The sequence below is a fragment of the Campylobacter showae genome, from assembly GCF_963515975.1.
Taxonomy (GTDB): domain Bacteria; phylum Campylobacterota; class Campylobacteria; order Campylobacterales; family Campylobacteraceae; genus Campylobacter_A; species Campylobacter_A showae_F.
On sequence record NZ_CAUPZM010000001.1, the window covers coordinates 111,352 to 138,291 of the forward strand.

Annotated in this window: 25 protein-coding genes; all 25 read right to left on the reverse strand. The window is 47.8% G+C overall.

Annotated elements, in window-relative coordinates; all coding sequences use genetic code 11:
• Window positions 1-175 precede the first annotated feature (175 nt).
• The 25 genes from RWM02_RS00590 to galE all read right to left on the reverse strand — a co-directional run bounded on the left by RWM02_RS00590 (window position 176) and on the right by galE (window position 26,936).
• A complete protein-coding gene (locus RWM02_RS00590; RefSeq protein ID WP_122861985.1) occupies window positions 176-874 on the reverse strand; it encodes a vWA domain-containing protein in 699 nt (232 codons plus the stop codon).
• 224 nt (window positions 875-1,098) lie between these two features.
• Window positions 1,099-2,616, reverse strand: coding sequence for a 2-isopropylmalate synthase (locus RWM02_RS00595; RefSeq protein WP_314068360.1), 1,518 nt, complete (start codon window positions 2,614-2,616; stop codon window positions 1,099-1,101).
• A gap of 124 nt (window positions 2,617-2,740) precedes the next feature.
• Window positions 2,741-3,520: a CDP-diacylglycerol--serine O-phosphatidyltransferase gene (gene pssA / locus RWM02_RS00600; protein WP_314068362.1), complete on the reverse strand. Its 780-nt coding sequence runs from the start codon at window positions 3,518-3,520 to the stop codon at window positions 2,741-2,743.
• Window positions 3,501-4,145 carry a phosphatidylserine decarboxylase gene (locus tag RWM02_RS00605; protein ID WP_314068365.1) on the reverse strand — a complete coding sequence of 215 codons (645 nt, stop codon included), beginning with the start codon at window positions 4,143-4,145 and terminating at the stop codon, window positions 3,501-3,503. Before RWM02_RS00605 ends, pssA begins: the two co-directional genes overlap by 20 nt.
• A gap of 4 nt (window positions 4,146-4,149) precedes the next feature.
• Complete coding sequence (gene ftsH, locus RWM02_RS00610) at window positions 4,150-6,078, reverse strand: ATP-dependent zinc metalloprotease FtsH (RefSeq protein WP_314068367.1); 1,929 nt, start codon at window positions 6,076-6,078, stop codon at window positions 4,150-4,152.
• Window positions 6,079-6,096: 18 nt separating this feature from the next.
• Window positions 6,097-6,927 (reverse strand): 50S ribosomal protein L11 methyltransferase, encoded by an 831-nt coding sequence (locus RWM02_RS00615; RefSeq protein ID WP_314068369.1) that lies wholly within the window; start codon window positions 6,925-6,927, stop codon window positions 6,097-6,099.
• Window positions 6,928-6,939: 12 nt separating this feature from the next.
• On the reverse strand, window positions 6,940-7,305 hold the full coding sequence (locus tag RWM02_RS00620; protein ID WP_297966609.1) for a chemotaxis response regulator CheY: 366 nt from the start codon (window positions 7,303-7,305) through the stop codon (window positions 6,940-6,942).
• A 66-nt stretch (window positions 7,306-7,371) separates the two neighbouring features.
• Window positions 7,372-8,082 carry a 1-(5-phosphoribosyl)-5-[(5-phosphoribosylamino)methylideneamino]imidazole-4-carboxamide isomerase gene (hisA, locus tag RWM02_RS00625; RefSeq protein ID WP_314068436.1) on the reverse strand — a complete coding sequence of 237 codons (711 nt, stop codon included), beginning with the start codon at window positions 8,080-8,082 and terminating at the stop codon, window positions 7,372-7,374.
• Window positions 8,082-8,693, reverse strand: coding sequence for an imidazole glycerol phosphate synthase subunit HisH (gene hisH / locus RWM02_RS00630; RefSeq protein ID WP_314068371.1), 612 nt, complete (start codon window positions 8,691-8,693; stop codon window positions 8,082-8,084). The genes hisA and hisH overlap by 1 nt, the downstream gene beginning before the upstream one ends.
• Window positions 8,690-9,586: a PDC sensor domain-containing protein gene (locus tag RWM02_RS00635; protein ID WP_314068372.1), complete on the reverse strand. Its 897-nt coding sequence runs from the start codon at window positions 9,584-9,586 to the stop codon at window positions 8,690-8,692. The genes hisH and RWM02_RS00635 overlap by 4 nt, the downstream gene beginning before the upstream one ends.
• A 2-nt stretch (window positions 9,587-9,588) precedes the next feature.
• Window positions 9,589-11,367, reverse strand: coding sequence for a UDP-N-acetylglucosamine 4,6-dehydratase (configuration-retaining) (gene pglF / locus RWM02_RS00640; protein WP_314068374.1), 1,779 nt, complete (start codon window positions 11,365-11,367; stop codon window positions 9,589-9,591).
• Complete coding sequence (pglE, locus tag RWM02_RS00645) at window positions 11,368-12,456, reverse strand: UDP-N-acetylbacillosamine transaminase (RefSeq protein WP_314068375.1); 1,089 nt, start codon at window positions 12,454-12,456, stop codon at window positions 11,368-11,370.
• Between the two features lie 245 nt (window positions 12,457-12,701).
• A complete protein-coding gene (gene pglD, locus RWM02_RS00650; protein ID WP_314068377.1) occupies window positions 12,702-13,307 on the reverse strand; it encodes a UDP-N-acetylbacillosamine N-acetyltransferase in 606 nt (201 codons plus the stop codon).
• The gene (pglC, locus tag RWM02_RS00655) at window positions 13,294-13,899 is read right to left on the reverse strand and encodes an undecaprenyl phosphate N,N'-diacetylbacillosamine 1-phosphate transferase (protein ID WP_122866383.1); all 606 of its coding nucleotides are present in this window, start codon (window positions 13,897-13,899) and stop codon (window positions 13,294-13,296) included. The genes pglD and pglC overlap by 14 nt, the downstream gene beginning before the upstream one ends.
• Window positions 13,892-15,019, reverse strand: coding sequence for a N,N'-diacetylbacillosaminyl-diphospho-undecaprenol alpha-1,3-N-acetylgalactosaminyltransferase (gene pglA / locus RWM02_RS00660; RefSeq protein ID WP_314068380.1), 1,128 nt, complete (start codon window positions 15,017-15,019; stop codon window positions 13,892-13,894). The genes pglC and pglA overlap by 8 nt, the downstream gene beginning before the upstream one ends.
• 59 nt (window positions 15,020-15,078) lie before the next feature.
• On the reverse strand, window positions 15,079-17,439 hold the full coding sequence (locus RWM02_RS00665; RefSeq protein WP_314068382.1) for an STT3 domain-containing protein: 2,361 nt from the start codon (window positions 17,437-17,439) through the stop codon (window positions 15,079-15,081).
• Window positions 17,429-18,556, reverse strand: a complete 1,128-nt coding sequence (pglJ, locus tag RWM02_RS00670; protein WP_314068384.1) for an N-acetylgalactosamine-N,N'-diacetylbacillosaminyl-diphospho-undecaprenol 4-alpha-N-acetylgalactosaminyltransferase — start codon at window positions 18,554-18,556, stop codon at window positions 17,429-17,431. The genes RWM02_RS00665 and pglJ overlap by 11 nt, the downstream gene beginning before the upstream one ends.
• Window positions 18,553-19,536: a glycosyltransferase family 2 protein gene (locus tag RWM02_RS00675; protein WP_314068386.1), complete on the reverse strand. Its 984-nt coding sequence runs from the start codon at window positions 19,534-19,536 to the stop codon at window positions 18,553-18,555. The genes pglJ and RWM02_RS00675 overlap by 4 nt, the downstream gene beginning before the upstream one ends.
• Before the next feature lies 1 nt (window position 19,537).
• The gene (locus RWM02_RS00680; protein ID WP_314068388.1) at window positions 19,538-20,602 is read right to left on the reverse strand and encodes a glycosyltransferase; all 1,065 of its coding nucleotides are present in this window, start codon (window positions 20,600-20,602) and stop codon (window positions 19,538-19,540) included.
• Window positions 20,603-20,695: 93 nt separating this feature from the next.
• Window positions 20,696-21,451 carry a glycosyltransferase family 25 protein gene (locus tag RWM02_RS00685; protein WP_314068390.1) on the reverse strand — a complete coding sequence of 252 codons (756 nt, stop codon included), beginning with the start codon at window positions 21,449-21,451 and terminating at the stop codon, window positions 20,696-20,698.
• Window positions 21,448-22,962: an MATE family efflux transporter gene (locus RWM02_RS00690; protein WP_314068392.1), complete on the reverse strand. Its 1,515-nt coding sequence runs from the start codon at window positions 22,960-22,962 to the stop codon at window positions 21,448-21,450. The genes RWM02_RS00685 and RWM02_RS00690 overlap by 4 nt, the downstream gene beginning before the upstream one ends.
• On the reverse strand, window positions 22,962-24,194 hold the full coding sequence (gene tviB, locus RWM02_RS00695; RefSeq protein ID WP_314068394.1) for a Vi polysaccharide biosynthesis UDP-N-acetylglucosamine C-6 dehydrogenase TviB: 1,233 nt from the start codon (window positions 24,192-24,194) through the stop codon (window positions 22,962-22,964). The genes RWM02_RS00690 and tviB overlap by 1 nt, the downstream gene beginning before the upstream one ends.
• Complete coding sequence (locus RWM02_RS00700; protein WP_314068396.1) at window positions 24,191-24,634, reverse strand: ecotin family protein; 444 nt, start codon at window positions 24,632-24,634, stop codon at window positions 24,191-24,193. Before RWM02_RS00700 ends, tviB begins: the two co-directional genes overlap by 4 nt.
• Complete coding sequence (locus RWM02_RS00705; RefSeq protein ID WP_314068438.1) at window positions 24,631-25,953, reverse strand: UDP-glucose dehydrogenase family protein; 1,323 nt, start codon at window positions 25,951-25,953, stop codon at window positions 24,631-24,633. The genes RWM02_RS00700 and RWM02_RS00705 overlap by 4 nt, the downstream gene beginning before the upstream one ends.
• On the reverse strand, window positions 25,950-26,936 hold the full coding sequence (gene galE / locus RWM02_RS00710; protein ID WP_314068398.1) for a UDP-glucose 4-epimerase GalE: 987 nt from the start codon (window positions 26,934-26,936) through the stop codon (window positions 25,950-25,952). Before galE ends, RWM02_RS00705 begins: the two co-directional genes overlap by 4 nt.
• Window positions 26,937-26,940: the final 4 nt, after the last annotated feature.

Below are 26,940 nucleotides of genomic sequence, written 5' to 3' on the forward strand. Positions count from 1 at the left end.
TTTTTATAGATTTACAGAGCCGAAGCAAAACGACTTTGTCAAATTTGACGAGAAGCAAAAATAACTCGCCTCGTCAAATTTGATCGCCCTGCTCCGCTTTGCGCTACGACTAGCGATTTAAAAAACAACCGCAAATTTACAAAAGCACGGCGCTAAGCTGCGCCTAAGTTAAATTTTACTTATCCTCAAGCACCTTTTCGCGCCACTTCGAGCTTGATTTTTTATCCATCGCCATATCTTTAGACATCTCGGCAGCAGCCTCAAAGTTTTTCTGTACGCCCTCGCTGCTGTTTTTGTATTTCACCGCGTTCGTGCCCTTTATACCTAGGCTCTGCGCCTCGCTAACAGCGTCGATGTTAGCTCCCAAAAATATAAACTCCCAGTCGTATTTTTCCTGCTTATCGCTTATCATTTTTTTGATCTGAGCCTTTGAATACTCTTTGCTCGAGTTTTCTTGCCCGTCAGTGATGATTACGAAAAGCACGGCTCTGTTTTTAGCGTAGATGTCCTCGACTTTTGAGATTTTATTTATCGTATCGCCGACCGCATCTAGTAGAGCGGTATTGCCGCCCGCAACATAGTCTTTGTTTGTTAGCTTCTCGACCTTTTTGATATCTGTTCTATCGTGCAATGTCCTGAAATTTGTATCAAAGAGTACCGTAGTTACCTTTGCGTCCACGCCCGCTTCTTTTTGCTTGTCGATCATCGAGTTAAAGCCGCCGATCGTATCGCTCTCAAGCCCGCTCATGGAGCCCGATTTATCTAGGATCAGCACCATCTCAAGCTGCTTTGGCGTAGATTTTTGTGGCGCTTCCTCGCTTTTAGCAAACGCAAACGCCCCGATAATCATCAACAAAAACGCGATTTTTTTCATATTTTCTCCTTTGAAAAATTTGGCTTGATTATAGCAAATTTTGACGATACGGCGGTAAATGCGAGGAGATTTAAATTGGAGTTTTGTATTTTTTTATTTGCCCCAAAACCCGGTCAAATTTACTTCAAAAATTACGGCCGAATTTAAAGGCTAAATTTAGAAATTTAAGGCCCCAATCCGAGCCTTAAATTTGTCAAGCGGCACGCGGTCAAACCGCTCAAATTTTACTTTGTAGCGGTGATTTTTACGTAGCTATTTAGCGCGCCCACATACGCTCTAGCGCTCGCCGTCATCGTATCGATATCAAGTCCGTGACCGATGATGGTCTTGCCGTCAAATTCGACCTTCACGACGACGTTTGCCAGCGCGTCCTTGCCCTGCGAAACGGCGCTAACCTTGTAATCCTTGAGCACGCCGTGGATACCGCTTAAGCGGTCGATTACCTTAAATATCGCGTCCACCGTACCGTTGCCTAGCGCCGCATCGCTCTTGATCTCGTCGGCGTGACGAAGCGTGATCGCTGCGCTGCTTAGGCCTTTGTTGCAGCTGCTTTGCGTAAGCGTCAAGAACTCGAAAACCTCAGGGATCTTGATAATCTCGCTCGTAACTAGCGCGCGCAAGTCGTCGTCAAAGATCTCTTTTTTCTTATCCGCTAGCGCCTTAAATTTCTCAAACGCCTCGTTTAGTGCGCTATCTTCGAGCTCAAAGCCAAGGCTTATTAGCTTATCTTTAAAGGCATGGCGACCCGAGTGTTTGCCAAGCACCAGCGAGTTTTTATCCAGCCCGATACTCTCGGCGCTGATGATCTCGTAGGTCTCTTTGTGTTTTAGCACGCCGTCTTGATGGATGCCGCTTTCGTGAGCGAAGGCGTTTTTGCCGACGATGGCTTTGTTTGGCTGAGGCTCGATACCGATGATGCCCGATAGCAGGCGCGAGCTAGGGTAGATTTCCTTACAAACGATATCGGTGTAAAGCGGCGCAAAGATGTCTTGGCGCGTTTTTATCGCCATCACAATCTCTTCAAGCGCGGCATTTCCCGCGCGCTCGCCGATGCCGTTTAGCGTGCACTCGACCTGTCTGGCGCCCGCTTTTATCGCAGCTAGCGAGTTTGCGACGGCCAGGCCTAGGTCGTTATGATTATGCACCGAAACGACTGCGCGACCATTTATAAATTTAACTATCTCTCCTATGCGAGCGGTAATCTCCTCGGGATATAGATACCCCACGGTGTCTGGGATGTTGATGGTTTTTGCTCCGGCGTTTATAGCGGCGTCGCAAATTTCTTTTAAAAAGCCCATCTCGCTTCGTCCCGCATCCTCGCAGCTAAACTCTACGTCGTCGCAAAACGTTTTGGCGTATTCCACGGCTTTTACGGCGCGCCTGATTACTTCGTCGGGAGCCATCTTTAGCTTAAACTCCATATGGATCGGGCTTGTGGCGATAAAGGTGTGGATGCGCCTATTTTTTGCCGGAGCGATAGCCTCTCCCGCAGCCTTTATATCGCCGTCTACGGCGCGGGCGAGCGAACAGATAGATGCGTTTGAGGCTTGCTTGGCGATCTGATGTATCGCGTCGAAATCGCCCCTACTAGCCGCGGCAAAACCGACCTCCATAACGTCCACGTTTAGACGCTCTAGCTGTCGCGCGATGCGGATTTTCTCCTCGGTATTCATCGAGGCACCGGGGCTTTGCTCACCGTCTCGTAAAGTCGTATCAAATATTATTATTTTATCATTGTTCATTTTTTATCCTTTTTTTGGAGTTTTAGTTTGCGTGGTTAAATTTGATTATTAGGGTGTGAAAGAGTCGCTGCTTAGCGCAGCAGCAGAAGTAGAGAGAAAAATGCGTTAAATTTGACGTTGCCGTTCATTCGCTCTCCTTTTGGATTTTTTTGTTTTTACATCTCATAAAAATATACCTGATTATACCGTAAGAAACATAAACACTCATTAAAGCCGTGACAGCCTCGATCGGATAGATATAGATTACCGAAAATGCAACCGTAAGACCGACTAATATGCGAAGAAAATCGGCTTTTTTTAGATCGATTTTTTTGAAGCTAGGGTAGCGGATATTGCTCACCATCAAGACGGAGAGCAAAATTTGCAAAAACATCAAAAACCACTCGGCGCTTCTGGTGAAGTCGTATTCTAAGCTTAGCCCGACCCAAAATGCCGAAACGATGGCGGCCGTAGGTATCGGAAGACCGATAAAAACGGACGGCTCGTAGGTGCCGGTCATTACGTTAAACCGAGCAAGTCTAATAGCACCAAAAACTACAAACAGTGCAGCGACTAGCGAACCCAAACGCCCAAAGCTGTGTCCGACCGTAAAGTAAAAAAGCATCGCGGGCGCGACGCCGAAAGCTATAATATCGGCAAGACTGTCAAACTCCACGCCGAATTTTGACGTAGTTTTGGTTAGCCTCGCTACTCGCCCATCAAGTCCGTCCAGAAAAAGAGACAAAACGATGTAAATAATAGCCTTAAAAAAGTAGCCGTTAGCCTCCTCGACTAGTCCTGCGCTGGCCGCGATGTAGCCGCGGACGGAAGCGATGATACTGATGATACCCAAAAAGGCCGAAGCCGCCGTGAATAAATTCGGCAAAATATACATTAACTGAAGTTTATGCTGATTGTCTTGCATCTTTTTCCTCGTAGCTAAAAAACCCTAAAATGCCCGCGCTTGCCACTTTTTCGCCAACGCTAACGCTTATTCTCGTATTTGCGGGTAGTATCAGAACCACCTCGCCGCTACCTAAAAAGCCAAATCTCCTGCCCGTCTTTAGACGGCTAAAATTTTCAAAAGAAATACCCTTACTAAGAGATCCGGCGATGACGCGGATCGCAAATTTATTATCTAAATTTTTACATACGAACAAGGCTCGTTCGTTTAAATTTTTAGAAGGCTCCATAGCGTTGCACAAAAACAGGCCGTGCCTCCGCCTGACTTCCAAAAGCTCCATATCGCAAGGAGCCCTGAGCGCACCTGCGTCAAACACGCCCTTACGGATAGTTATGGCTACACACTGAGTATCAAAATAGTAAATTTTATCTATGCTTTTTATCTTACCGTCGATCGGGCTAAGCACGGCGTACGCATCGTCGCTACCTAGCGCTCGCTCCGGGTTTCTAAACCAAAATACGCAAAGCGCAAAAAGCGCGAAAAATAAAATTTGACATACGCCCAAAACCAGCGCAAGCAAAAGCAAAAGCCCTAAAACGAAGACGTATTTGTAGCCCTGTTTTGCGATTAGCCCGATGTTTTGCATATCTTTACGCTTGTTCCTCTTTGTTTTCTTCTAAATTTACGAGCCTGCTAGGCATCCCGCGCTCTTTTTCATAGTTTGCGATAATCTCTCTAACCTTCGCTCCCTCGATAGTTTCCTCTTCGTAAAGCGCCTCAACCATCTTTTCTATCGCATCGCCGTAGGTTCGCAGCGTCTCAAGCACGTGTTTATAGCGCTCATCAAGCGTGGTTTTAATAAATTCATCTACCTTTTCCGCCGTCCTGTCACTATAGTCTCTATCGGCCTGACCGCCGGCCAGGAAAGTACTGCGGCGCTTTTCAAGCACCATAAGTCCAGCGATATCACTCATGCCGTATATCGAGATCATCGAGCGAAGTATATCGGTCGCGCGCTCTAGGTCGTTGCCCGCACCGGTTGAAATCTCTTTTATAAAGACCTCTTCCGCCGCGCGTCCGGCTAGAAGCACGTCTACTTCGGCCATAAGCTCGTGACGCTGCATCATAAATTTATTCTCTTCAGGCGTATGGAGCGTGTATCCCAGTGCCGCAAGCCCGCGCGGTATTATCGATACTTTGGTGACTCTGTTTGCGCCTTTGGTGGTCTCTGCTATGAGTGCGTGTCCGCTCTCGTGATAGGCCACGATGCGCTTTTCTTTCGGATTTATGCGGCGAGATTTTTTCTCAAGACCAGCGATCGCTCTCTCAACGGCCTCGAGCAAATCAGCCTGCTCGACTTTGCCTTTTTCTTTTCTGCCCGCTAGTAGCGCGGCTTCGTTTATGATGTTGGCTAGATCCGCTCCCGCAAGGCCCGCCGTCATGCGCGCGATATCCTCGATACTAACGCTATGATCTAGCTTAATATCTTTTATATGTACGCGTAAAATTTCGATCCTGCCTTTAAAATCAGGCTTATCGACGAGCACCTGCCTGTCAAATCTACCCGGCCTTAAAAGCGCGGCGTCAAGCACCTCTGGACGGTTCGTCGCGGCAAGTACTATAACCGGCGACGCATCCGAGCTAAAGCCGTCCATCTCGGCTAGAAGCTGGTTTAGCGTTTGCTCGCGCTCGTCGTTTCCGCCGATCATTCCGCTAGCTGCGCGGCTCTTGCCGATGGCGTCGATCTCGTCTATAAAGACGATCGCCGGAGCTTCTTTTTTTGCATTTTCAAAAAGATCCCTCACGCGGCTAGCGCCCACGCCGACAAACATCTCGATAAAGCTTGATCCGGAAACCGAGAAAAACGGTACGTCAGCTTCGCCCGCGACGGCTTTTGCCAGCAATGTTTTACCCGTACCCGGAGGTCCAACTAAAAGCACGCCTTTTGGGATTTTTGCGCCCAAATTTATATATCTATCAGGATGCTTTAGAAAATCCACGATTTCCTTGACTTCCTCTTTAGCCTCCTGCACGCCCGCTACGTCGGTAAATTTAACCTTCGGTTTTTCCGAGTTTACGAGCTTTTTGGAGCTTCCCATTCCAAGGATTCCGCTACCCATATTTCGCTGCATACGGCTAGCCAAAAACATCCAAATTCCAAAGAAAATAAAAATAGGAAGCACCCACGAGAAAATCATCTCGGTAAACCAATTCGTCTCGCTATACGCTCCGTAAGGGATCTTTTGCTCCTCTAAAAGAGGAACCAAAGTAGAGTCGCCCACCCTCTTTGCCGTATAGACCGCACCACCGTTATCAACGGCTTTTATCGAGGTTTCAGAGATGCCGACCTTTGCGACTTGCTTATTTTTTATCATCTCTTTTATATCAGAATACGATAAATTTTTAGCAGTTACCGCGCTTTGTCCGGTTATCGGCATACCGTCTACGTCGCCGTTTAGCCCCTTAAACACCAGCACGACAACTACCGCGAAAATTGCGAAAATCATAATCGGATTTTTATTAAAAAAGCCGTTTCCGCCGTTATTTAAATTTTTATCATCGTTTTTTCTGTTATCCATTATGTTCCTTAAATTATTTTACGCTTTTTGAAATACGAAGCTTTTCCACTCGTTTTTGGTTTGGCTCTCTACCAGCTTAAGCGACGAAAAAGCCTCTAAAATTCGCGTTTCGTATTTATCCAAAACGCCTGCTAAAACGAGATACGAGCCCTCTTTTAGCAAATTTATCAAATCGTTTTTTAGCATTAGTATCACGTCGGCGATGATGTTTGCGACGACGACGTCGTATTTTTTATCCAGATTCGCCACAGAACCGGTCCAAATTTGATTAAATTTAACCCCGTTTAGCTCGGCATTTTTCTGCGAGCTTTGCACGGCCTGCTCATCCGTATCGCAGGCATCCGTGACGCAGCCTAGTTTTGCTAGAGCGATGCTTAGTATCCCGCTTCCGCAACCCACGTCAAGCGCGCTCATGCCGTTTGCGGCGTATTTTTGCAGATACTCTATACAGGCACTCGTGCTCTCGTGGTGACCCGAGCCAAAGGCAAGCGCAGGATCGATGATAATGTTTTCAAACCCGTCTTTAGACTCTTCCCAGCTTGGGTGGATGTAAAATTTACCTATCTCTATCGGTCTTACGTTTTTTTTGTATTCGTTTAGCCAGTCTTTATTTTCTTTTTGGCTTTTCGTTATCTTAAATTCGATCTCGCGACCAAGCGCGTCTTGTAAAGATTTTGCGTATTCTTGCAGGCCAAATTCCACTTCGTCTAGCTCGTCTTCGTCTCGGATGATAAACCCGCCATGAGTCTCTTGCGTGCAAGTAACACCCAAAGAAAAAACGAGATCCTCAAAAAGCTCGCGAAGCTCCTGCGAACAAAGAACTTCAAGCTCGTAAAATTTATCTTTCAAATTTACGCTCTTTTAGCCCAAAACGTCTTCAAGTTTTTCTTTTAAAACTTGCGGCGTAAACGGCTTTACGATGTAGTTATTGACGCCTGCTTTTAGCGCAGTGATGACCTCGGCTTTACCGCCCTCGGTCGTTACCATGATGATAGGCATATCGACGTATTTTGCCTCGGCGCGGACCTTTTTTACGAGCTCAAGGCCGTTCATTTCAGGCATATTCCAGTCGGTGATAAGCACGTTTATATCACTGTGCTGACTCAAAATTTGCCACGCTTCGACTCCGTGCTCGGCCTCTAAAATTTCCTGATGTCCAAGCCTTTGTAGGGTGTTTTTTATAATTCTTCTCATAGTAGAGCTGTCGTCGACTACTAGTATTTTCACAATCGCATCCTTTTTTAAAAAATGTCCAATTCTAGCAAATTTTATATTTAAATTTACTTTAAAAATTTATCGGCCCAGCTTAAAGGCCTCTTTTAGATCGAGCGTCCCCTCGTAGTGTGCCTTGCCCACGATCGCGCCGTAAACGTCTCCAGCGCGTATTAGTGCCCGGATATCCTCTATATCTTTTACGCCGCCGCTTGCGATCGTATTTATACCGCTTGCTTTTGCGATCTGCGAGGTAAACTCAATGTTCACGCCGCTAAGGGTGCCGTCTTTTGAGATGTCGGTGCAGATGATTGCTTCGACTCCGGCTCCGGCAAATTTGCGCGCTAGCTCGGTCGCCCTCATCTGCGACACCTCCGCCCAGCCCTGCACGGCGACGAAGCCGTCTTTGGCGTCTATGCCGACGGCGACGCGGTATTTTTGCGCCATTTCTTTAGTAAAATTTGGATCCTTTAGAGCTACCGAGCCCAAGATAACGCGCGTTATACCGCTATCAAGGTAGCTTTTGATGCGCGCTTCATCGCGTATCCCGCCGCCGATTTGGATTTGCAAATTTGCGGCTTTTGCGATCTTTTCTACGGTTTTTAGATTTACCGCTTCTCCCGCAAACGCTCCGTCAAGATCTACGACGTGAAGCCACTTTGCGCCCATATCTTCAAACCTTTTGGCTAGCTCCCACGGCGTATCCGAGTAGATTTTGGCGCTACTCATTTCGCCTTTAAAAAGCCGAACCGCCTTGCCCTCTTTTAAATCTATCGCAGGGAAAATTTCCATCACATCTCTCCGAAATTTCGTAAAATTTTTAGTCCCGTTTCGTGGCTCTTTTCGGGGTGCGGCTGAAAGCCCCAAATGTTATCTTTATGCACCGCGCTTACGAATTTATAGCCGTATTCGCTAAAGCCAAGCGCCGCATCGTCCTCGCAAACTACATGATAAGAGTGCACGAAGTACAAATACTCGCTAGCCGCCAGATCCTTATTTATCGGCGTTTGCTTGGTAAAATTTATCGTATTCCACCCTGTGTGAGGCACTTTTAGCGGCATATCGAATTTAGACGGGTCAAATTTAACCACTCGCCCTTTTACGAGCCCCAGCCCCTCGTTTACGCCAAACTCCTCGCTTTGCTCAAAAAGCAGCTGCATACCCAGGCAAATGCCTAAAAACGGCTTTCCGTCAACTACGGCTTCTTTTATCGCGGGGATAAAGTCTCTATCTTTTAGCTTTTGCATCGCTTCGCCAAAAGCTCCGACGCCGGGCAAGATTATCTTGTCAAATTTACCCAGCTCTTCGCCGCGAACCGCCAGCTGCGCCTTTAAATTTAAACTCTCAAACGCGTTTAGCACGCTTCTTAAATTTCCCGCGCCGTAGTCGATGATGCCGATCAATGCGAGCTCCTTTGCTTGGTTGCAAAAAGATAGACGCTAAGCGCGATCATCAGCATCGCAACGCCGCCGATCAGATAGATCGCGTTTATGATGTGATCGGGCGCCGTGATGGCAAATTTAAACACGAGCATCAAAGCCTCGATCGCAAGCGCGATGATGATCGAGCCGATAAAACGCACCATCGTCTTGTTTTCGCCATTATCGCTATGTTTTCCTTTTCCGAGCACTTCTTCTTCAAATATCGCTTTAACTAGGTCAAAGATCGCCAGAGCCAGCGTCAGCACGATCGTGGTCTCAAACATCTCCTCGACGTTAATGTTCATAAAATCTTTAGACAAAAATCTCTTTAGCCCGTCTACGAAAAGAAATGCCGCTACCATAAAAAGCGCGACCGAAAACGCGGCGTAAACGACCTTTAGAAATTTGCCGAAGTAGCTCTCTAACTTACCGTGAGAGACGATGGCTAGGATATTTTCTAGCGAAACGTCGATACACGCGACGAATTTTAGCTCCCCTTTGTCGTCATATATCGGAGTGGACGCCGTCACGCACAGCTCGCCCGTGAGCGAGGACGGGTACGGGTCGCTTAGCACGCAGCGCTTCTCGCGCACCGCGGTGTAATAATATGACTTATTGCTGCAGTTTTCGCCGCCGCCGGCTTTGTATTTTTCGTTTAGGCTCACGGCGTCGCCTATCTGCACGCCGTTTGCGTCAAGCACGTAAAACGCGTCAAAGCCCTCTATCTCGTGCGCCATTTTATCAAAGCCGCTTTTTATCGACTCGGCGTTTACCCCCGGCAGCCTGTTTGGCAAATTTTTACTAAAAAGATAGCATATATAGGCTCTAGCCTTGTATCTTAGCTCCGAAAACCTCTGTATATCTTGCAGCGTCAAATTTATTCCTTATTTAGCGCGTGATTAAACTCGGGCACGATCTCTTTGAGCGCCGCCGCGACGTCGTCCGCTTGCGTTAAATTTTTAATTTGCTCGTTTAGTTTGGCTACGTCGTATTCGCCCGAGTGCGTCACGAAAATAGACTGAAACTCGGTTTTTACGTCGTCTTTGTTTATTAAAAGCTCCTCGTAAAGCTTCTCTCCAGGACGAAGGCCGACGAATTCGACGCCCAGATGCTCCTTGTTTGATAAAATCAGCATCTTTTTGGCTAGATCGGCGATCTTTATCGGCTCGCCCATATCAAGCACGAAAAGCTCGCCGCCCTTTGCGATCGAGGCAGCCTGAAGCACGAGCTGACAGGCCTCGGAAACCAGCATAAAATACCTCGTGATATCAGGATGCGTGACTGTTAGCGGTTTATTATTTTCGATTTGCTCTTTAAATTTCGGTATTACGCTGCCGCTTGATCCTAGAACGTTACCGAAGCGCACTGCGACGATCTCGGTTTTAGCCGGCAAATTCGAGTTTAGCGCGTAAAGCTCGCACACGCGTTTAGTCGCGCCCATGATATTCGTCGGGCGTACGGCCTTATCGGAGGATATCATCACGACCTTGCTAACGCCGTATTCGATAGATAAATCGATCAAAATTTTAGTGCCGATTATATTATTTACAACCGCGGCTTTAGGGTTTGCTTCGCAAAGCGGCACGTGCTTATAGGCTGCGGCGTGGATCGCGATCTGCGGTTTAAACTCCTCAAAAACCGCGCGCAAATCCGCTTCGTTTACGATATTTATCATCTTGCTCACGGTTTTGTCGCTGTGGGTTATCTCGCCGATTTTATATAGATTAAACTCGCTGTGATCGATCATGATTAGCTTGCTAACGCCAAATTTAAGGCACTGCTTGCAAATTTCGCTACCGATGCTACCGCCTGCGCCCGTAACCAAAACGACCTTACCGCCTAAAAATTTCTCCACCGCGCTACTATCTAGGTCCTTTGGCTTTCTAGCTAGCAGATCCTCGATCGAGATATCTTTGATCGCGTCCTTGCCGGTACCAAACATCGAGAAGATCTTGATATCGCGGATACCGTAGGCCGTAAGCTCGTCAAAAAGCTCGGCTAGCTCGTCTTGACCGAGTGCTAGCGCGATGATAGCGGTTTTTACGTTGTACTCTTTGATCAAATTTGCGATTTCGCTCTTTGGCTGCACTAAAAATCCGTCGCAGTAAGTGCCGACTAGATCACTCCTGCCGTCTACCACGCCCACGGCATATAGATCGATATAGCCCTGCCTAAGCCCCTTTAAAACGTGAAGCGCCTTTGACGTAGCACCGATAACGACGCAAGGCTCGCCCGTGTGCGGCTTTTTAGAAAAGTCTAAAAACATACGCTTGGCGATCCTTAAATTTCCGATTAGCAAGCACGAGATGATAAAGTCTATAAAAACCACGCTTCGAGGAAACGGGTTAAAAACCGCGGGCATCGCAAAATAAACGATCCAAAAGCAGACGATCGCGCAAAGATGAACGAGGAAAATTTTCCTCGCTTCGTTTAGTCCGAAAAATCTCCACGGCACCTTGTAAATTTTAAAAAGCCACATGAAAAATAGCTTTAAAACCACCATCGTAGCGCAGCCCGCGACCAGTCCGCCTCTAAAATAATCAGGCAGCACGCCGCTAAATCTAAGCAGATACGCCAGATAAAACGACGCGACAAATATCACGATGTCAAAGGTTAGAAAAAACGCAAGCCGCTTTAGCTTCGTCGCCTTAAACATTTATAAATTTTCCTTTACGATTTTTACTACTCGCGCGAACTCCTCGTCCTGCATCGCCGTGCCGCTAGGCAGGCAGATACCGCGCGCAAACATCTCCTCGCTAGTACCGTCCGTAAACGCTAGCGCCCCCTCAAACACCGGCTGCATATGCATCGGCTTCCAAAGCGGACGGCTTTCTATATTTTCCTTCGCAAGCGCCTCAATCACGCGTAGATGCGCGCCTTTTTCTTTAAACAGCGCGGTCGTTAGCCAGCGGTTGCCGCGGGAATTTGGGATCTCGGGCATAAATTCAAGCTCGGGAAGCTCTTTTTTGTACTTTTCAAAAATTTCGCGTTTTTTTATCACGCGCTGCTCGAGCACCTCCATCTGCGCCGTTCCGATCGCGCCTAGGACGTTGCTTAGGCGGTAGTTATAGCCGTAGTCTTTGTGCTCGTAGTGCAAAAACGGCTCTCTAGCTTGAGTGCTATAAAATCTCGCCTTCTCGACGAGCTCTTTTTCGCCCACCAGCATGCCGCCGCCGCTTGTGGTGATGATTTTGTTACCGTTAAAGCTATACGCGCCCAGCCGTCCAAACGTACCCAGCGCTTTGCCGTTCAAAAAACCGCCCAGCGCCTCGGCCGCGTCCTCGACGACGGCGATATTTTCCCGCTCGCAGATCTCGCAGATCTCTTTCATCTTGGCCGCCTGACCGTAAAGGTGCGTGACGACGAGCGCTTTTGGCTTTTTAGGCAAATTTGCGATCGCCTTTTTTAGTAGCTCGGGGCTTAGATTCCAGCTTTCGTCGCTATCAACGAAAACAGGCGTAGCGCCTTGATAAAGTATCGGACTAACGGACGCCATAAAGGTAAACGTAGAGGCTAGCACCGCGTCACCCGCCCCGATACCAAGCACCCTTAGCGCCAAGTGGATCGCCGACGTGCCGGAATTTAGCGCCAATGCATCTGGCGCGCCCGCGTAGCTTGAGACGCTCGCTTCAAATTTATTCACGTATTCACCAAGCGGCGCGATATAGTTGCTCTTAAAAACCTCGTTTATGTACTCTTGCTCTTTGCCGCTCATGTGCGGCGGACTTAGGAAAATTCTTTGCATTATTATTCCTTAAAGAAATTTACGCATTGTAGCACTTAAAATCTAAATATTTTTATAAAAACTCGTTTAAAGTCGCTTTTAGAGCGTAGAAAATGGGGATTTTGTTAAATTTTGCGTCAAAATTCGTTTTAAACGGCAAATTTGACGCGGCATGGGACTTGGCTAAATTTTATCTATTTTCTAGTTTGCGACGATTTTTGTCGTTGCGAGCGCAAATTTGACGAGCGATATTTTGGCTCTCAAATTTAGCTTACGCTTCGCCTGACTTTAGCGGGATTACCATAGGCGACGCTACCGTCCGCGATATCTCTTACCACGACGCTACCCGCTCCGATGATGCAGTTTGCGCCGATTTTTACGCATTGGATGACGCAAGCGCCGATACCCACGTGCGTATTTGCGCCCACGATTACGCCGCCTGCTAGCGCCGCGTTTGGGCTAACGTGGGCAAAATCACTGATCTCGCAGTCATGCTCTATGATCGCGCCCGTGTTTATTATCGCGCCCTCGCCTATTACAGCGCGCGCGTTTATGACGGCATTTGGCATCACGACCGCACCCTCGCCTATTTGCGCGCTAGCGCTTACCGCCGCGCTTGGATGGATCAAATTTACTACGCCAAAGCCCGCGTTTTTTACTCTTTCTTGCAGGATGCGTCTGATTTTATTATCTCCGATAGCAACGATCACGTCCGCTTTTTCTAAGCTCGGGTCAAATTTGAGCACGTTTTTGCCGTCGAATTTAGCGTCGTCCAAAAACACGACCTCGCCGTATCCGCACGCTCTAGCTACGTCCGCCACTACCGCTCCGTGCCCGCTAAAGCCGTAAACGTAAATTTTAGTTGCGGCCATTAAATTTCTCCGTCGTAGCCATGCCCTCTTTGCTCACGCCGCTTCGTTTTAGCACCTTTTGCACCGTTAAAATCGCGATTTTCACATCCAGCGCAAAGCTAAGCTCGCGGACGTACCTAGCGTCAAATTTAAACTTCTCCGCCCAGCTGATCGCGTTGCGGCCGTTTACCTGCGCTAGCCCCGTGATACCGGGCCTCACGTCGTGGCGGGTCGCCTGCTCGGCGTCGTAAAGAGGCAGGTATTCGACCAAAAGCGGACGCGGCCCGATGAAGCTCATATCGCCTTTTAGCACGTTAAAAAGCTGCGGTAGCTCATCAAGGCTGAGGCTTCGGATAGTCTTGCCGATACCGCTTAGGCGCATCTCGTCGGGCAACAGCTCGCCGTCCGCGCCGCGCTCGTCGCTCATCGTTTTAAATTTGTAAATTTTAAAAATTTTAGCATGCAAGCCCGGGCGCGCCTGCGTAAAAATGACGTCCTTACTAACCTTAAAATAGATCAAAACCGCGACGACCGCCATGATCGGCAGCGTCAAAACTATGAGAAAAATCGCGCCGCAAATATCCAGTAATCTCTTAAAAAACGCCCTATACATCGATAAATTTCCTATAAATTTCTATATATTTCCTAGCGACCGCTCGCTCGTCAAACTCGCGCACCGCAAGCTCCCGCCCGTTTCGCCCCATCTGTGCGGCCAAATTTTCGTCGTTTAGTAAAATTTCTATCTTTGCGGCTAGATCGGCCGAGTTTTTCGCCTCGCAAAGCAGGCCGTTAAAGCCGTTCGTCACGGCCTCGTTGCAGCCGGCCACGTCGCTAGCCACGACTGCTCTGCCCATACTCATCGCCTCTAAAACCGTGCGCGGAAAGCCCTCTTTGTAGCTTGGAAGCGCGAGTAGATAGCTAGCCTTTAAAAGCTGCGGCACGTCGTCTCTAGCGCCCAGATACCGCACGGCGCCGCCAGTTAGAAACTTAGCGTCCGCCGTACTTTTGTTTCCCTCAAACCCTTCGCCCGCAAAGACGAACGCGCAGTCCTCGCGCCCGCGTAAAAGCTCTGCCGCCTCGTAAAACTCGCGCACGCCCTTGTGCCACATCGCGCGCGCTATCATCAGTACGATCTTTTTGCCGCGCAGATCCTCGCCCAAATTTGCGGCCGGCACGCTGCTTTCGTCAAATTTGAGCGTATCTACGCCCACGCTTTTTATCTTAAAAATTTTCTCTTCGGCAATCAGCCCGCGAGCTAGAAAATATGCAGGATCGGCCTCGTTTACGAATACGCAGCCGTCGCTCATCTTTAACGCTTTTTTATAAAGCGTCTCGATCGCGGCGCGCACCAGACGGGTTTTTAAGTCGTTATCGATATAAAAGCTGCCAAGCCCCTCGACTAAATTTATCACGCGCTTTATGCCCGCTTTTTTAGCCGCAAAGGTGCCAAACACGTTTGATTTGTGCGCCGAGGTTTGTAGCAGGTCTAAATTTAGTCCGCGCAAAATCTCGGCTAGCTTTTTTGAGTTTTCAAGCACGGTTAGAGGATTTAGGCTCGCGCGGTCAAGCTCGTATGTCACGCAGTTAAACTCGCTTTTTAGCCTATCTGTATACTCGCCCTGCGGAGCGATAGCAAAAACCTCGTGCCCGAGCCGCTTTAGCTCGCGCATAATCGGAGCGCGGAAAAAGTAAATGCTCATATCGGCGTGACTCAAAAATCCAAATTTAGCCATTTAAAAAACCTCTATCGCAAATTTAGCGGACGTCCGCACCTTGATCAAATTTACCGCCCTCATCTTAGCAACCTATAAATTTTAACCGCACCGTTTAAAACAACCGGCTCAAACAGCTCTTTGTCGTAGTTTTCGAGCACGAAAAGCTGTATATACGCCGAGTTTAGCACCGCTTCGTCAAGTACCAAAAACCGCCTGTAATCCTTCATAAAAATGAGATAAATTTTACCGTCCGCGTTCATCTCGTGCTTTTTGACGACTAGTTTATCTTTCTCGTCGTAGCTTGTTTCAAAGTACGTATTCACGGATATTTCGCGCTCGCCGATATAGACTTTAGACGCGTCGCCCGATACGCCAAAACCTCCGCCGATATTTATCGTATCGCCGTCCACCGAGTAAGGTTTGCCCGGATAAAATATCGCCCCGTACTCCTCGCCGCTGTTTAGATCGAGGTTTGAAAAGCGCAAAACCGCGTTAAAGATATCAAGCATGGAGTCTGGTAGATAATAGTAAATCTCGCGCGTTTTTTGCGGCGGGCGGAAATCCTTGCCGTTTAGCGAATACAAAAACGAATTTACGCTCGTGGCGTTGTAGTCCTTCATCATTTGGTTCAAATTTAGCCCGAATCTCTCGCTAAAATTTCGCTCGGTGTACTCGACCTCTAGACGCGCCATATTTGCCGACATGCGCTGGTTGCTAGCTAGAGCAAAGCTCACGGCGAAGTTATCCCTGCCTAGGTGTTTGCCACCGTCGATGAGGGTTTTGACGTCCGCGTAGTAGCGGATCGGGTAGCCATAGTCCCACCACGCCAGCACGTAGTCCTCGCGTCCCGCGATCTTGTGTAGTTTATCTAGGCTCTCGACCTCGCTTTTGGCAAAAACCGTGCCGACCTTGTAGCCGTAAATGTGCTCAAGACACGGCATCAAGGATAGCGCAGCGATACAAAAGACGCAAATTTTTTCTAAAAGCGCGTGTTTTTTGAGCGAGCTTAACCCCGAAACCATAAAATAAGCCGCCCCGCAAACGAGCGCTGCCGCCGCAAGCGTAGCTAGATATACGCCAAGGCTAGCCTCGCCGTCGAAATTTGGAGCGAAAACCGGAGATTTGCCGTGCAAGAGGCTGTAGTATTTATCAAAATACAAAAAGAAAAACGCGAAAAACGCCGCAACGCAAACGATGCAAAATTTGTCTAAAATTTTATCTTTTTTGAAAAAACCCACGCAAAGGACGGCAAAATACCCAAACCCTATCGCCATCGCTGGCACGGAATAGATCGTAAATCTAAGCCCGCCTTTTAGCGCCAAAAATCCAAGTAGCAACATCGGAAGCGCGAGCAAAAAGGAGCGAAATTTGACGCACAGCGCGGCGATACCTACAAGCGATAAGGCAAATGTAACGATATGCCCGCTGATACGCTTAGCAAAGGCGTTTATAGAATTAAATTCAAACGAAAAATTATCCATTTCCATTATCGTTTTATTTACGTTGTAAAAATGAAAAACAGGCTCGCTACTCTCCGAAACCCCGCGAAATACGTAAAATTTAAGCTGAAATAAAATTTGATTTAGTCCGCCGCTATAACCCAGAAGCGCGACGGCTAAAGCAAGACAAGCCGCGACAGCGCGCTTATCCCAGATCTGCGGACGAAATCTCATCACTAGATAAAGCGCGACCGCAAGCGCGGTTTTAGCGTAAAAATCGATATAGGTAAGCGCGACTATCATCAAAATAGCCGCTTCGTAATTTAGCGCGTTTTTCCTATCAAAAACCAAAGTGTAGAGCAAAAATGCGCCCAGCATCGCAAAATTTAGCGAGTACGAGCTCGGATACCACCAGTCGTTTATCAGGATAAAAATCGGGATAAAAATAAGGTCGTTTACGTTTTTTTTCTGCACGAGGCGTATCATCGCCCAGACGCTAAACGCTGGCAGCACGATCGTGAGCATATCGGTGTCGTAGTAGCCGGCCATAGTGCGGTTGTAGTAACTGTTTGCGATGCTAGCTAGCAGCGCCGCCGCAAAGCCCATGCCCGGCATCTCGTACTCTTTGGCTATCAAAATCACGGGAATAACGATAAGCGAGCTAAAAAACACGCTCATATAAAGCAAAATGCTCTCGAAGCTAAAAGGCAAAATTTGATACAAAAAATACGTAAGCGTCGGCATCGAACGGCCGTAGTAGCTAAGGTCGTTTGGCTGATGAAAGCCCGCTATCATATCGCGCGCGCCCTCGGCGAAGGCGTAGCCGTCGTTTGTGCTGATCATGAGCTGATCGTTCCAGAAAAAGTGCTGGTATTCGCCCGCCCAGTACACCCAGTACAGCCTGCAAACCACGCTAAAAATAAACGCCGCAAGCATCAAAAAACAAGTTTGCTTTGAAAATTTAAATTTGCCGGGGAAGTCTAAAATTTTACTCGCCATTTTCACCCTCTAAATATCCTATGAGCTGCGCCGCGACGGCGTTTTTATCAAATTTTACTACGCGGCCGTACGCTTTTTTTTCATAATCTTGCCTTAAATTTTCATCCTCAAGCGCTCGCCTCATCGCAGTCTCCATCGCTTTTTCGTCATCAACGGGCGTTAAAATACCGTATTCATCGTCGCCCAGAAGCTCCCTAGCGCCGCTTTTGTGATCGGTGGAGATGATAAATCTCTCGCAAGCAAGCGCCTCTAAAAGCACGTTTGAAAAGCCCTCAAACCGCGAAGCGCAGACGAAACACTGCGCGTTTTTGATAAATTTAAACGGATTTTTATCTGTGCCTAACAGTTTTACGCGCGAGCTTACGCCAAGCTCATCGATCAAATTTTGAAGCTCGCCTTGCAAAGGCCCTTTGCCAAGGATCCCAAGCGTCGCGCGCTCGTCGTTTAAATTTGCGATTATTCTTATTAGCATCGCTTGATTTTTACCGCTATCAAGCCGGCCGATATTTAGAAAAAACGGCTTAAATTTATCCTCTAGCGGCTCGTTTGCGAGAGTTTTTATCGCAGCCAAATCGACCGCGTTATATAGCACCTTAGTTTTTGCGGCGTTGCAGCCGAAATTTCGCACGAGATCATCGGCGTTTCCCTGCGCGTTAGCTAGGATGAGATCGGCTTTTGGGTAAAGCGCCTTAACCAAAATTCTATTGGCAAGACCGCTAAGGCCGCTTTTATAGATGACCGACGGACAGCTACGCTCGCTTATCACCATCCGTCCTTTTACTCCGGCGATCCTTGCTAAAAGCGCGATATAACAAGGCCGGTTCATTAAGACAAAATGCAGGTCGATAGCCAAATCGTCGCAAAGTTTTTTGTAATTTAAGGCTAAAAACGGAAACAAAAGTCCCAAGCGAAATAGCTTTTTTACGCCGCTTTCATAGGGATCCGAGCGCTCGAGGAAGTGAATTTTTACCGCGCTTGGTATCTCGTAGGCTACGACCTCACTCATTAAAACGAGATGAACTTCGTATTTTTCGCACAAAGCCGGGAGCAAATTTGAAACTACGCGCTCTGCGCCGCCCGGCCCCATAGAGTAGAGAAAAACGGCTAATTTTTTCATTCGCCGTGCGTTTTTTTGTATATCCAAACGCGAATTTTAGTTAAAAACAAAATCATCGACTTTGGAAACGGGCTTAAAATCAGCATCGCAAGCGCTTCTTTTGTAAATTTAAATTTGAGACTTTTAAAAAGATATTCGTACATTTTTTTGTATTCGCCGCCAAATTTTGCATAGTACGCCGCCATTTTATATAGGATCGCGATGTGAGCGTCGTTTACGCGAAATTTCGGCTCGGCCGAATTTGCCCCGTTTGCGCTAGCTTGAGCGTTTTTCTCGGCGATCTTTTGCAAAATGAGCTCCGCAGTCATCGCGTAACCTTTCATTATGCAAAGCGGGCGCTTAAACGAGTTTATCGTGACGCTGTCGCTGCGGTGAAAGCGGTAAATACGCACTGCATCGTGCAGATAGTAAGCAGGAAGGTCAAAAAGATATATCCAAAGCGTATTTTCGCTACCGTAAAGCCCCTTTTCAAAGCGCCTCTGACCGATCGCGTCGCGGCGAAACATTATCAAAAACTCGCCCGTTATCTTGCCGTCGTAGTAGTCTTGCGGCAAAATTTCCCCGCTTTTACTCAGTCCAAATCCCGAAAATTTCGTCGTCGGCTCGCCGTCGATCTCAAAATAACAGTTCGCCCAGACGCTGGCATACCCCTGCTCTAGTACGGCCGCCATCTTGCTTATGGCGCCTTCTATCAGCAAGTCATCGTCGTCTAGTATCACGAAAGCATCGCCGCTAGCGTGATCAAAGCCGTTATTTTTATTACCGTTTGGGCCGCGGTCGTAAGTTTGGTTTAAGACGTATTTTACGTTGTCAAATTTAGCGACGTAACTTTGCGCAAGCTCGCGCGTGCCGTCGTTTGAGTTATCGTCGCTGATTATGATTTCTTTATTTTCGTAGTCTTGAGCCAGCGCGCTTTTTAGGGCGGCTTCAAAAAGCTCTTTGCGGTTGTAGGTTGGGATTATTATGCTTACTTTTAGCATTTCAGTTCTTTATGTTTTGCGTGATAAAATCCATCCACTTTTGATAAATTTGATCGGTTTTAAAGGCGTTTTTGCGCTCGTTGGCGTTTTTTACCAGCTCTTGTCTAAGCTCCTCGTCGCGCATCAAGAGTTCGATTTTGCTTCCGAGCGCTTTTACGTCGTCTATCGGCACTAAAAATCCGTCCTTGCCGTCCTCGATGAGCTCTTTTGCGCCGCTTGTAGCAGTCGCCACCCTGGCGCAGTTAAAAAATACGCTCTCGATTAAAACGTTTGGCAAGCCTTCGGTTTTGGAGCTTGAGACTAAAATTTTAGACCTTTCGTAAAGCGAAGCGACATCGCTCGTTTGCCCGATAAATTCGGCATCCAGATGCAGCTGCTCGTGTGCGATAAGCTCTAGTCTTTGCCTCTCTTCGCCCGCGCCCGCTATCACTATTTTCCAGTTTTTTAAAAGCTCTTTATCGACTAAACTCATGGCTTTTAAAAATACGTCGCAGCCCTTAAGCGAGATGAGACGACCGACGAAAAGGATGATATTTTCCTTCGGCAAGCCCTGTTTTTTGGCTTCAAACATCGGATTATACATCACGGTTTTATTTTTTACGAAGCTATAGTACTCGTAGTCCTCCTTCGTAAGCACCGTAAGTCCGCTAGCTAGCGGATAGAGCATTCGGCGTAAAAACAGCCAGCCGCGCCCCTTGAAAAAATCGGCGCTTGAATGCTCGCTGATAAAAAGCGGCTTGTTTATAAATAAATTCGACAAAATTACGTTGATATTGGTGCTATCCATCGAGGAGATAACGACGTCAAATCCGCCGTTTTTGATCAAATTTCGCTGATAAAAAAACTTTTTCACGCGCCTTATTAAATTTGCGAAAAAGCCCTTTTTCACCATCGGAAAAGGCAGATCGATCAGCTTTATCCTCTCGTCTAGCTCGTAAAACGGCGGTTTGGTGTCAAATTTTAAAAGCGTTACGTCGTGAAATTTCGCAAAATAGCTTGCCAGCAAGCTCATCACGCGCTCGGCGCCGCCTGCTTGCAGGGTCGAAATTATAAATAAAACCTTCATTCTCTCTCCAAATTTTAATCGATGCGCGAAAATTTAATAAATCTTCAAAATTATTGATTTTATAAATTTTGAGCTTTATAATCGCTTAGTTTCTTATCTTTTAAATATCCGCTCATAGCCCAAAATTGCCGCTTCAAAGCGCGTTGCGGCGACATATTTTAAGCTATTTAGGCGAGCTAGCGGCGAGACTTTTGCCTGCGCTCTTTGCACCCGCTCGGCTTGGATATTTGAGTCTGCTAGATCGGTTGGATGCGCGAAAATATCGCTAAAATACATCTTTAAGCCGTTTTGTAAAAGCAAAATCCGCCAAAAATCAGCCACGCAAAGCGCCCTTTTGTGCGTTTGTAAAATCGCTTCCGCCGCGCGCCTATCAAGCACGTAAGCAGCCGCTCGGTAAATCGTGCCGTAAGAGCGCTTTGAGACTAACCAAAAATCATCTTCTAGTTTTTTACCAAATGCGCTAAATCGCCCCTCTAGCCCGTCTTGCGCGCCGCAAATGAGCGCCGAGCCCGCATCCATCTTAGTAGCCGTTTCAAACGCCTTTTTTACGCCGCTTTCATCTCCGATGACGTCGTCTTCTAAGATGAGCGCAAACCGGGCGTCGCTGTTTAAAAACTCCTCGTAAGCGTGCACGTGAGAGAGCGAGCAACCGACCTCGGACGGGCTTAATAGCCTGCCGTAAGCCTCAAGGCTAGGCAGCGCGTAGCCGTAGTACTCCTTTGCGCTCATTGTCCTGCCGTCGGTCGCCTCAACGAGCTTAAATTCGCCGTAGTTTTTAAACCGCTCTTTTAGTTTTTGCCTGCGCGCCTCGTCGCTTTTTAGCGAAATAACGAATACTAAATTTTTCATCTTTTAAACTTCGATTTGATTTTATTTATCACCACTAGTTGCTCTCTTTTATCAAATATCAAAAACAGGCTCGCGGCGTAACCGAGCGCAAGCAAAACCGCTGAATACGCGGCAAATTCGCTCCAGCTTGAAATTTGCACGAAATTTCGCAGCCAAAAAAACAGTCCGCAAACCGCCGCAAAAACGGCTAAATTTTTAAAATAAACGCCGTAAAAAGTAGTAAGCGGCAAGCTCAAATTTAACGCGGCGTTTATGAGATCAAATCCCAAAATGCGCACCGAATAAAGCGCGGCGCCGACAGCCGTCATGCCGTAAATGCCGTAAGGCGTAAATTTAAGCACGGCAATCTGCGCCAAAATCGTGCCCGCGCCCAAAATCGTGTTTGCTATCGCGGGGCGTTTTAGTTTATTCGTCGCGCCGTCGAGATTAAAAAGCGAAAAAACGTAGCTGATAAATATAATCGGCACTAGAGTTATCATCGAGAGATTATAGATTAGACTTATCTCGTCCGCGCTTTTAAACGGCAACCAAAGCGTGTAAAATTCGCGCCCGAAAGCCACGAAAATGGCCGCCGGTACGCTCATGACAAATGCCGTAACTCGCATCGAAAATTTAGCCTCCGCAACAAGCGCGGCCAAATTTGATTTGGAGTAGTGCTCGACGAATTTGGGCGCAAATATCGCGCTAAGCTGCGCTACGAAGCTCTCTAAAATGATCGGAGCAGCCTTCGAAACGGCCAAAATTCCCGTCGCATTAGCGCTTAAAAATATGTTGCAGATAAACAGATCCATACCGCTCATAAGCACGCGGTTTAGGGCGTTAAAGCTATTATAGACGCCAGATTTCAAAAGCTCTTTTATCCTCGCAAAGTCAAATTCTCGCGGGTTAAATTTAAGCTCGGGCGTGATACGGCGCGAAACCCAAACGCTGGTAAAAAAAACAAATAGCGACGCGACTAGAGCGGAGATCGCGATATATGCGATCATCGGTCTAAAAAAATAAAAAAGCGCTACGATGAGAGCGGCTAAAATGGCGCTAGACGCGGCGTTGCGAACGGAGATGATGTATAGCTTGTTTTTGATAAACATCGAGACGCTGATGACGCCGTTAAAAAGCCCGACGCAAAAATTTATAAAATAAAACGCAAAAGTAAGCCGCACGTCGCCTAGTAGCGCGTCGCTCACGTTTAGCACGCTTTGTAAATTTAAGATAAAAATGCCCGCGCCAAGCAAAATAAGAACGCAAAAAAAGATATTTACGACTAAAACCGACGAGTAGCAGGCGTTTGCCGCGCGGGTGTCGTCTCTGTGCCACTCGTACGCGACGAAGCGGCCGCTAACGGAGTTTATCGCAGCAGTCACGACCAAAGCGTAGGCCACGATAGCGTTAGACAGCCCGACAAAGCCGTAGGCCTCGTTGCCTAGGCTCTTTAAAATGTAGGGCGTGAGGAAAAAATTTATCCCCATCGAGACGATAAAAACGACGATGGAGCTGATCAAATTTACGAGCATTACAGCCTTGCGTCGGCGTTTTCGTAAACGTTTTTGATATCGTAAACGAGAGCTTTGCTAAATTTTAACCCTTTAAATTTATCGTGAGCGACGGCGATCACGACGCAGTCGTAGTCCGCCTCGTCAAAGCTTTTTAGAGGCGTCAAGCCGTATTCGCGCTTCACCTCGGTTTCGTCCGCCCACGGATCGTAGACGTCCACGCGGCATCCAAAATCCCTAAGCTCCTCGATCACGTCTATCACGCGCGAATTGCGGATGTCGGGGCAGTTTTCCTTAAACGTAAGCCCAAGCACCAAAACGCGAGCCGAATTTATCAAAACGCCCCTTTTTATCATTAGTTTTACGACCTGATCGGCGGCGTATTTACCCATATTATCATTTATACGGCGTCCGGCTAGGATCATTTCCGGATGAAAGCCAAGCTCCTGCGCCTTATGCGTGAGATAATAAGGATCCACGCCGATGCAGTGGCCGCCGACTAGTCCAGGACGGAAATTTAAGAAATTCCACTTCGTGCCCGCCGCCTGCAAAACGGCGTTCGTGTCGATGTTCATCTTGTTAAATATCATCGCAAGCTCGTTCATAAAGGCGATGTTTATATCGCGCTGCGTGTTTTCGATGACTTTGGCAGCCTCGGCGACCTTGATAGTAGGCGCTTTGTGCGTGCCCGCCGTTATGATCGAGCGGTAGACCTCGTCGACCTTGTCGGCGATTTCCGGCGTCGAGCCGCTAGTGATTTTTTTGATTTTAGTTACGGTATGCTCTTTATCGCCCGGATTTATGCGCTCTGGCGAGTATCCGCAGAAAAAGTCCTCGTTAAATTTAAGCCCGCTTTGCTCAAGTAGCGGCACGCAGATCTCCTCCGTAACGCCCGGATACACAGTGCTTTCATACACGACGATATCGCCCTTTTTTAGCACTTTCGCGACGCTTTGCGTGGCTTTTATAACTGGCGTTAGATCGGGGCGCTTGTTTTTATCTATCGGAGTTGGGACGGTAACGATAAAGAAATTACAATCCTTTATATCGTCCAAATTTAGGCTAAATTTCATGCCATTCTCGATCGCCTTTTTCATCTGCTCAGCACTTAGCTCCAGCGTGCGATCATACCCGCTTTTGAGCTCCTCGATGCGGGCAGCGTTTACGTCAAAGCCCGTGACTTCGTATTTTTCGCTAAACGCCGCCGCCAAAGGCAGCCCGACGTATCCTAGTCCGATAACGGCTATTTTCATTTATTTTTCCTTTTTAATTTTTTTGGTTCTATCGTTTTTACGCGTTCATACACTCTTATTTCCGCGCCTACACCTTGCGGAGTTATGATTTTAACCGGGCTAACGCCGGGTAAAATTTGAGTGAGCTCATAATAAACCCGCCTCTTTTTCTTTCCGTCCTTGCAAAGCATCATCGTTTGCGCCAGCTCGTCCCCGCCGCTAAATTCGTAATAAATCCCGCGCGCATCCTCTTTTTCCTCGAGCTTTCCGCCGAGCAAAAAGGCGAAGTTGCAGTCGATTTCTATCTCTTTAAAAAACGCGACTTCGTATTTAAAATAATCAGGCGGCATCTTTGAGATAGGTAGCTCGAAAATATTTTCCTCGGTTTTTGCCGCATTTTCGCCCGCCAAAAGCGCAAACGGCAACGCGCAAGCTGCGATAAAAAGTAAAATTTTCCTCATGATTTCACTCCTATTTGGAAATACTTAAAGCCTAAATTTGCCAGATTTTTTGCGTCGTATTGATTGCGCCCGTCAAAGATCACGGCGTTTTTTAGCCGCTGCTTCATCTCCATAAAATCAGGCGACCTAAACTCGCTCCACTCGGTCACGAGCGCGAGCGCATCGGCGCCGTTTAGCGCGTCGTATTTGTTTGGGGCGAATTTTAAATTTGAGTTAGGTAGATATTTTTTGGCTTCATTTGCGGCTTTTGGATCGTAGGCGACGACGTTTGCGCCCGCGTTTTCTAGCGCCTTTATAAGCGCTAGCGAGCTAGCTTCGCGCATATCGTCGGTGTTTGGTTTAAACGCTAGCCCCCAAATCGCCACCGTTTTGCCGCTCAAATTTCCGCCGAAAAATGCTGAAATTTTTTCAAAAAGCACCGTTTTTTGCGCCGCGTTTCTAGCTTCCACCGCGCTTAAAACCTTCGGCTCAAAGCCGTTTTGCCTAGCGGTATATATGAGCGCCTCGACGTCTTTTGGAAAGCAGCTGCCGCCATATCCGCAGCCCGGATATATAAAGCTATAACCGATGCGAGAATCGCTGCCGATGCCTTTTCGCACCAAATTTACGTCCGCTCCTACGCGCTCGCAGATACCCGCGATCTCGTTTATGAAGCTGATTTTAGTCGCCAGCATCGCGTTTGCGGCGTATTTGGTCATCTCGGCCGATTTTACGTCCATAGCGATAAAGCGGTCGTGATTTTTCATAAACGGCGCGTAAAGCTCGCGCATGACGCTTTGCCCCCACTCGCTGCTAGCGCCCACTACTACGCGATCGGGTTTTAAAAAGTCCTCGACCGCCGCACCCTCTTTTAAAAACTCGGGGTTTGAGACGACTTCAAATTTGACGTCCAAATTTCTCTTTTTTAGCTCGCTAGCGATCACTTCGCTAACCTTTTCCGCTGTGCCCACGGGTACGGTTGATTTATCCACGACGATTAGCGGCGAGGTTAAATTTTGACCGATGCTTTTTGCGACCTCTAGCACGTAGCGCAGATCCGCCTGCCCGTCCGCGCCCATAGGCGTGCCCACCGCGATAAATAGCACACTAGCGTGCGCCAAGGCTTCTTTTATATCGACGCTAAATTTAAGCGCGCCGTTTGCCCTGCACTCGGCCACGATTTCGCCGAGCCCCGGCTCATAGATCGGTATGACGCCGCTGTTTAGGGCGTTTATCTTTGCTTCGTCCACGTCCACGCATATGACGTCGTTGCCCATTTTAGCTAGGCACGCACCGCTAACTAGCCCCACGTATCCCGTGCCTACGACTGCGATCCTCACAGTCTTTTCTCCCACTCAAGCGCGGTTTTTATGATGAGCGAGAGATCCTCTCTCTTAGGCCGCCAGTTAGTTAAATTTCTTATCTTTTCTGGCTTTGCGATGAGGCGTGCGGGGTCGCCCTCTCTGCGAGGTGCGCTAACTACTTTAAAATCAATCCCGCTTACTTTTTTAGCCGTTTCTATAACCTCTTTTACGCTAAAGCCGCGGCCGTAGCCGACGTTAAAGGTCTCGCTTGTTTCATGCTCGTTTAGGTACTCCAGCGCGCTTAGATGCGCGTCGGCTAGGTCGCTCACGTGGATGTAGTCCCTCACGCAGGTGCCGTCTGCGGTCGGATAGTCGCTACCGAAAATTCCCATGCTTTCGCGTTTGCCTAGAGCCGTCTGCGTCGCGACTTTGATTAAGTGCGTGGCGTTTGGATAGTTTTGCCCGATGAGCCCCTCTTCGTCGGCGCCCGCGACGTTAAAGTACCGCAAAATCGCAAATTTGAAATTTTCATTTGAGGCGGCGTAGTCTTTGATGATCCACTCGCTCATTAGCTTGCTTCGGCCGTACGGGTTTATCGGGTTTGCCGCGGTTTGCTCATCAACCTCTCCGATTTCTGGCTCGCCGTAAACGGCTGCAGTGGAGCTAAATATAAATTTATTTACGCCGTACTCTTTGCAATAGGTTAAAATTTTAGCGACGTTTGCGGTGTTGTTTAGGTAGTATTTTAGCGGATCTTGCGTGCTTTCAAAAACCTCGATAAATGCGGCAAAATGGATAATCGCGTCAAATTTGCCCTCCGCAAAAATCCCGCTCAAATCATCCTCTAAATTTGCCTTTACGAACTTAAATTTTCCGATTTTCTCAAGCGCGTCAAGCGCCTTTGTAGTGCCTTTGCAGAGATTATCTACGACCGTTATCTCGTGTCCGCCTTGCTTTAAAAGCGCTTTTAGCACGTGAGAGCCGATGTATCCCGCTCCGCCTGTTATTAAAATTTTCATTGTT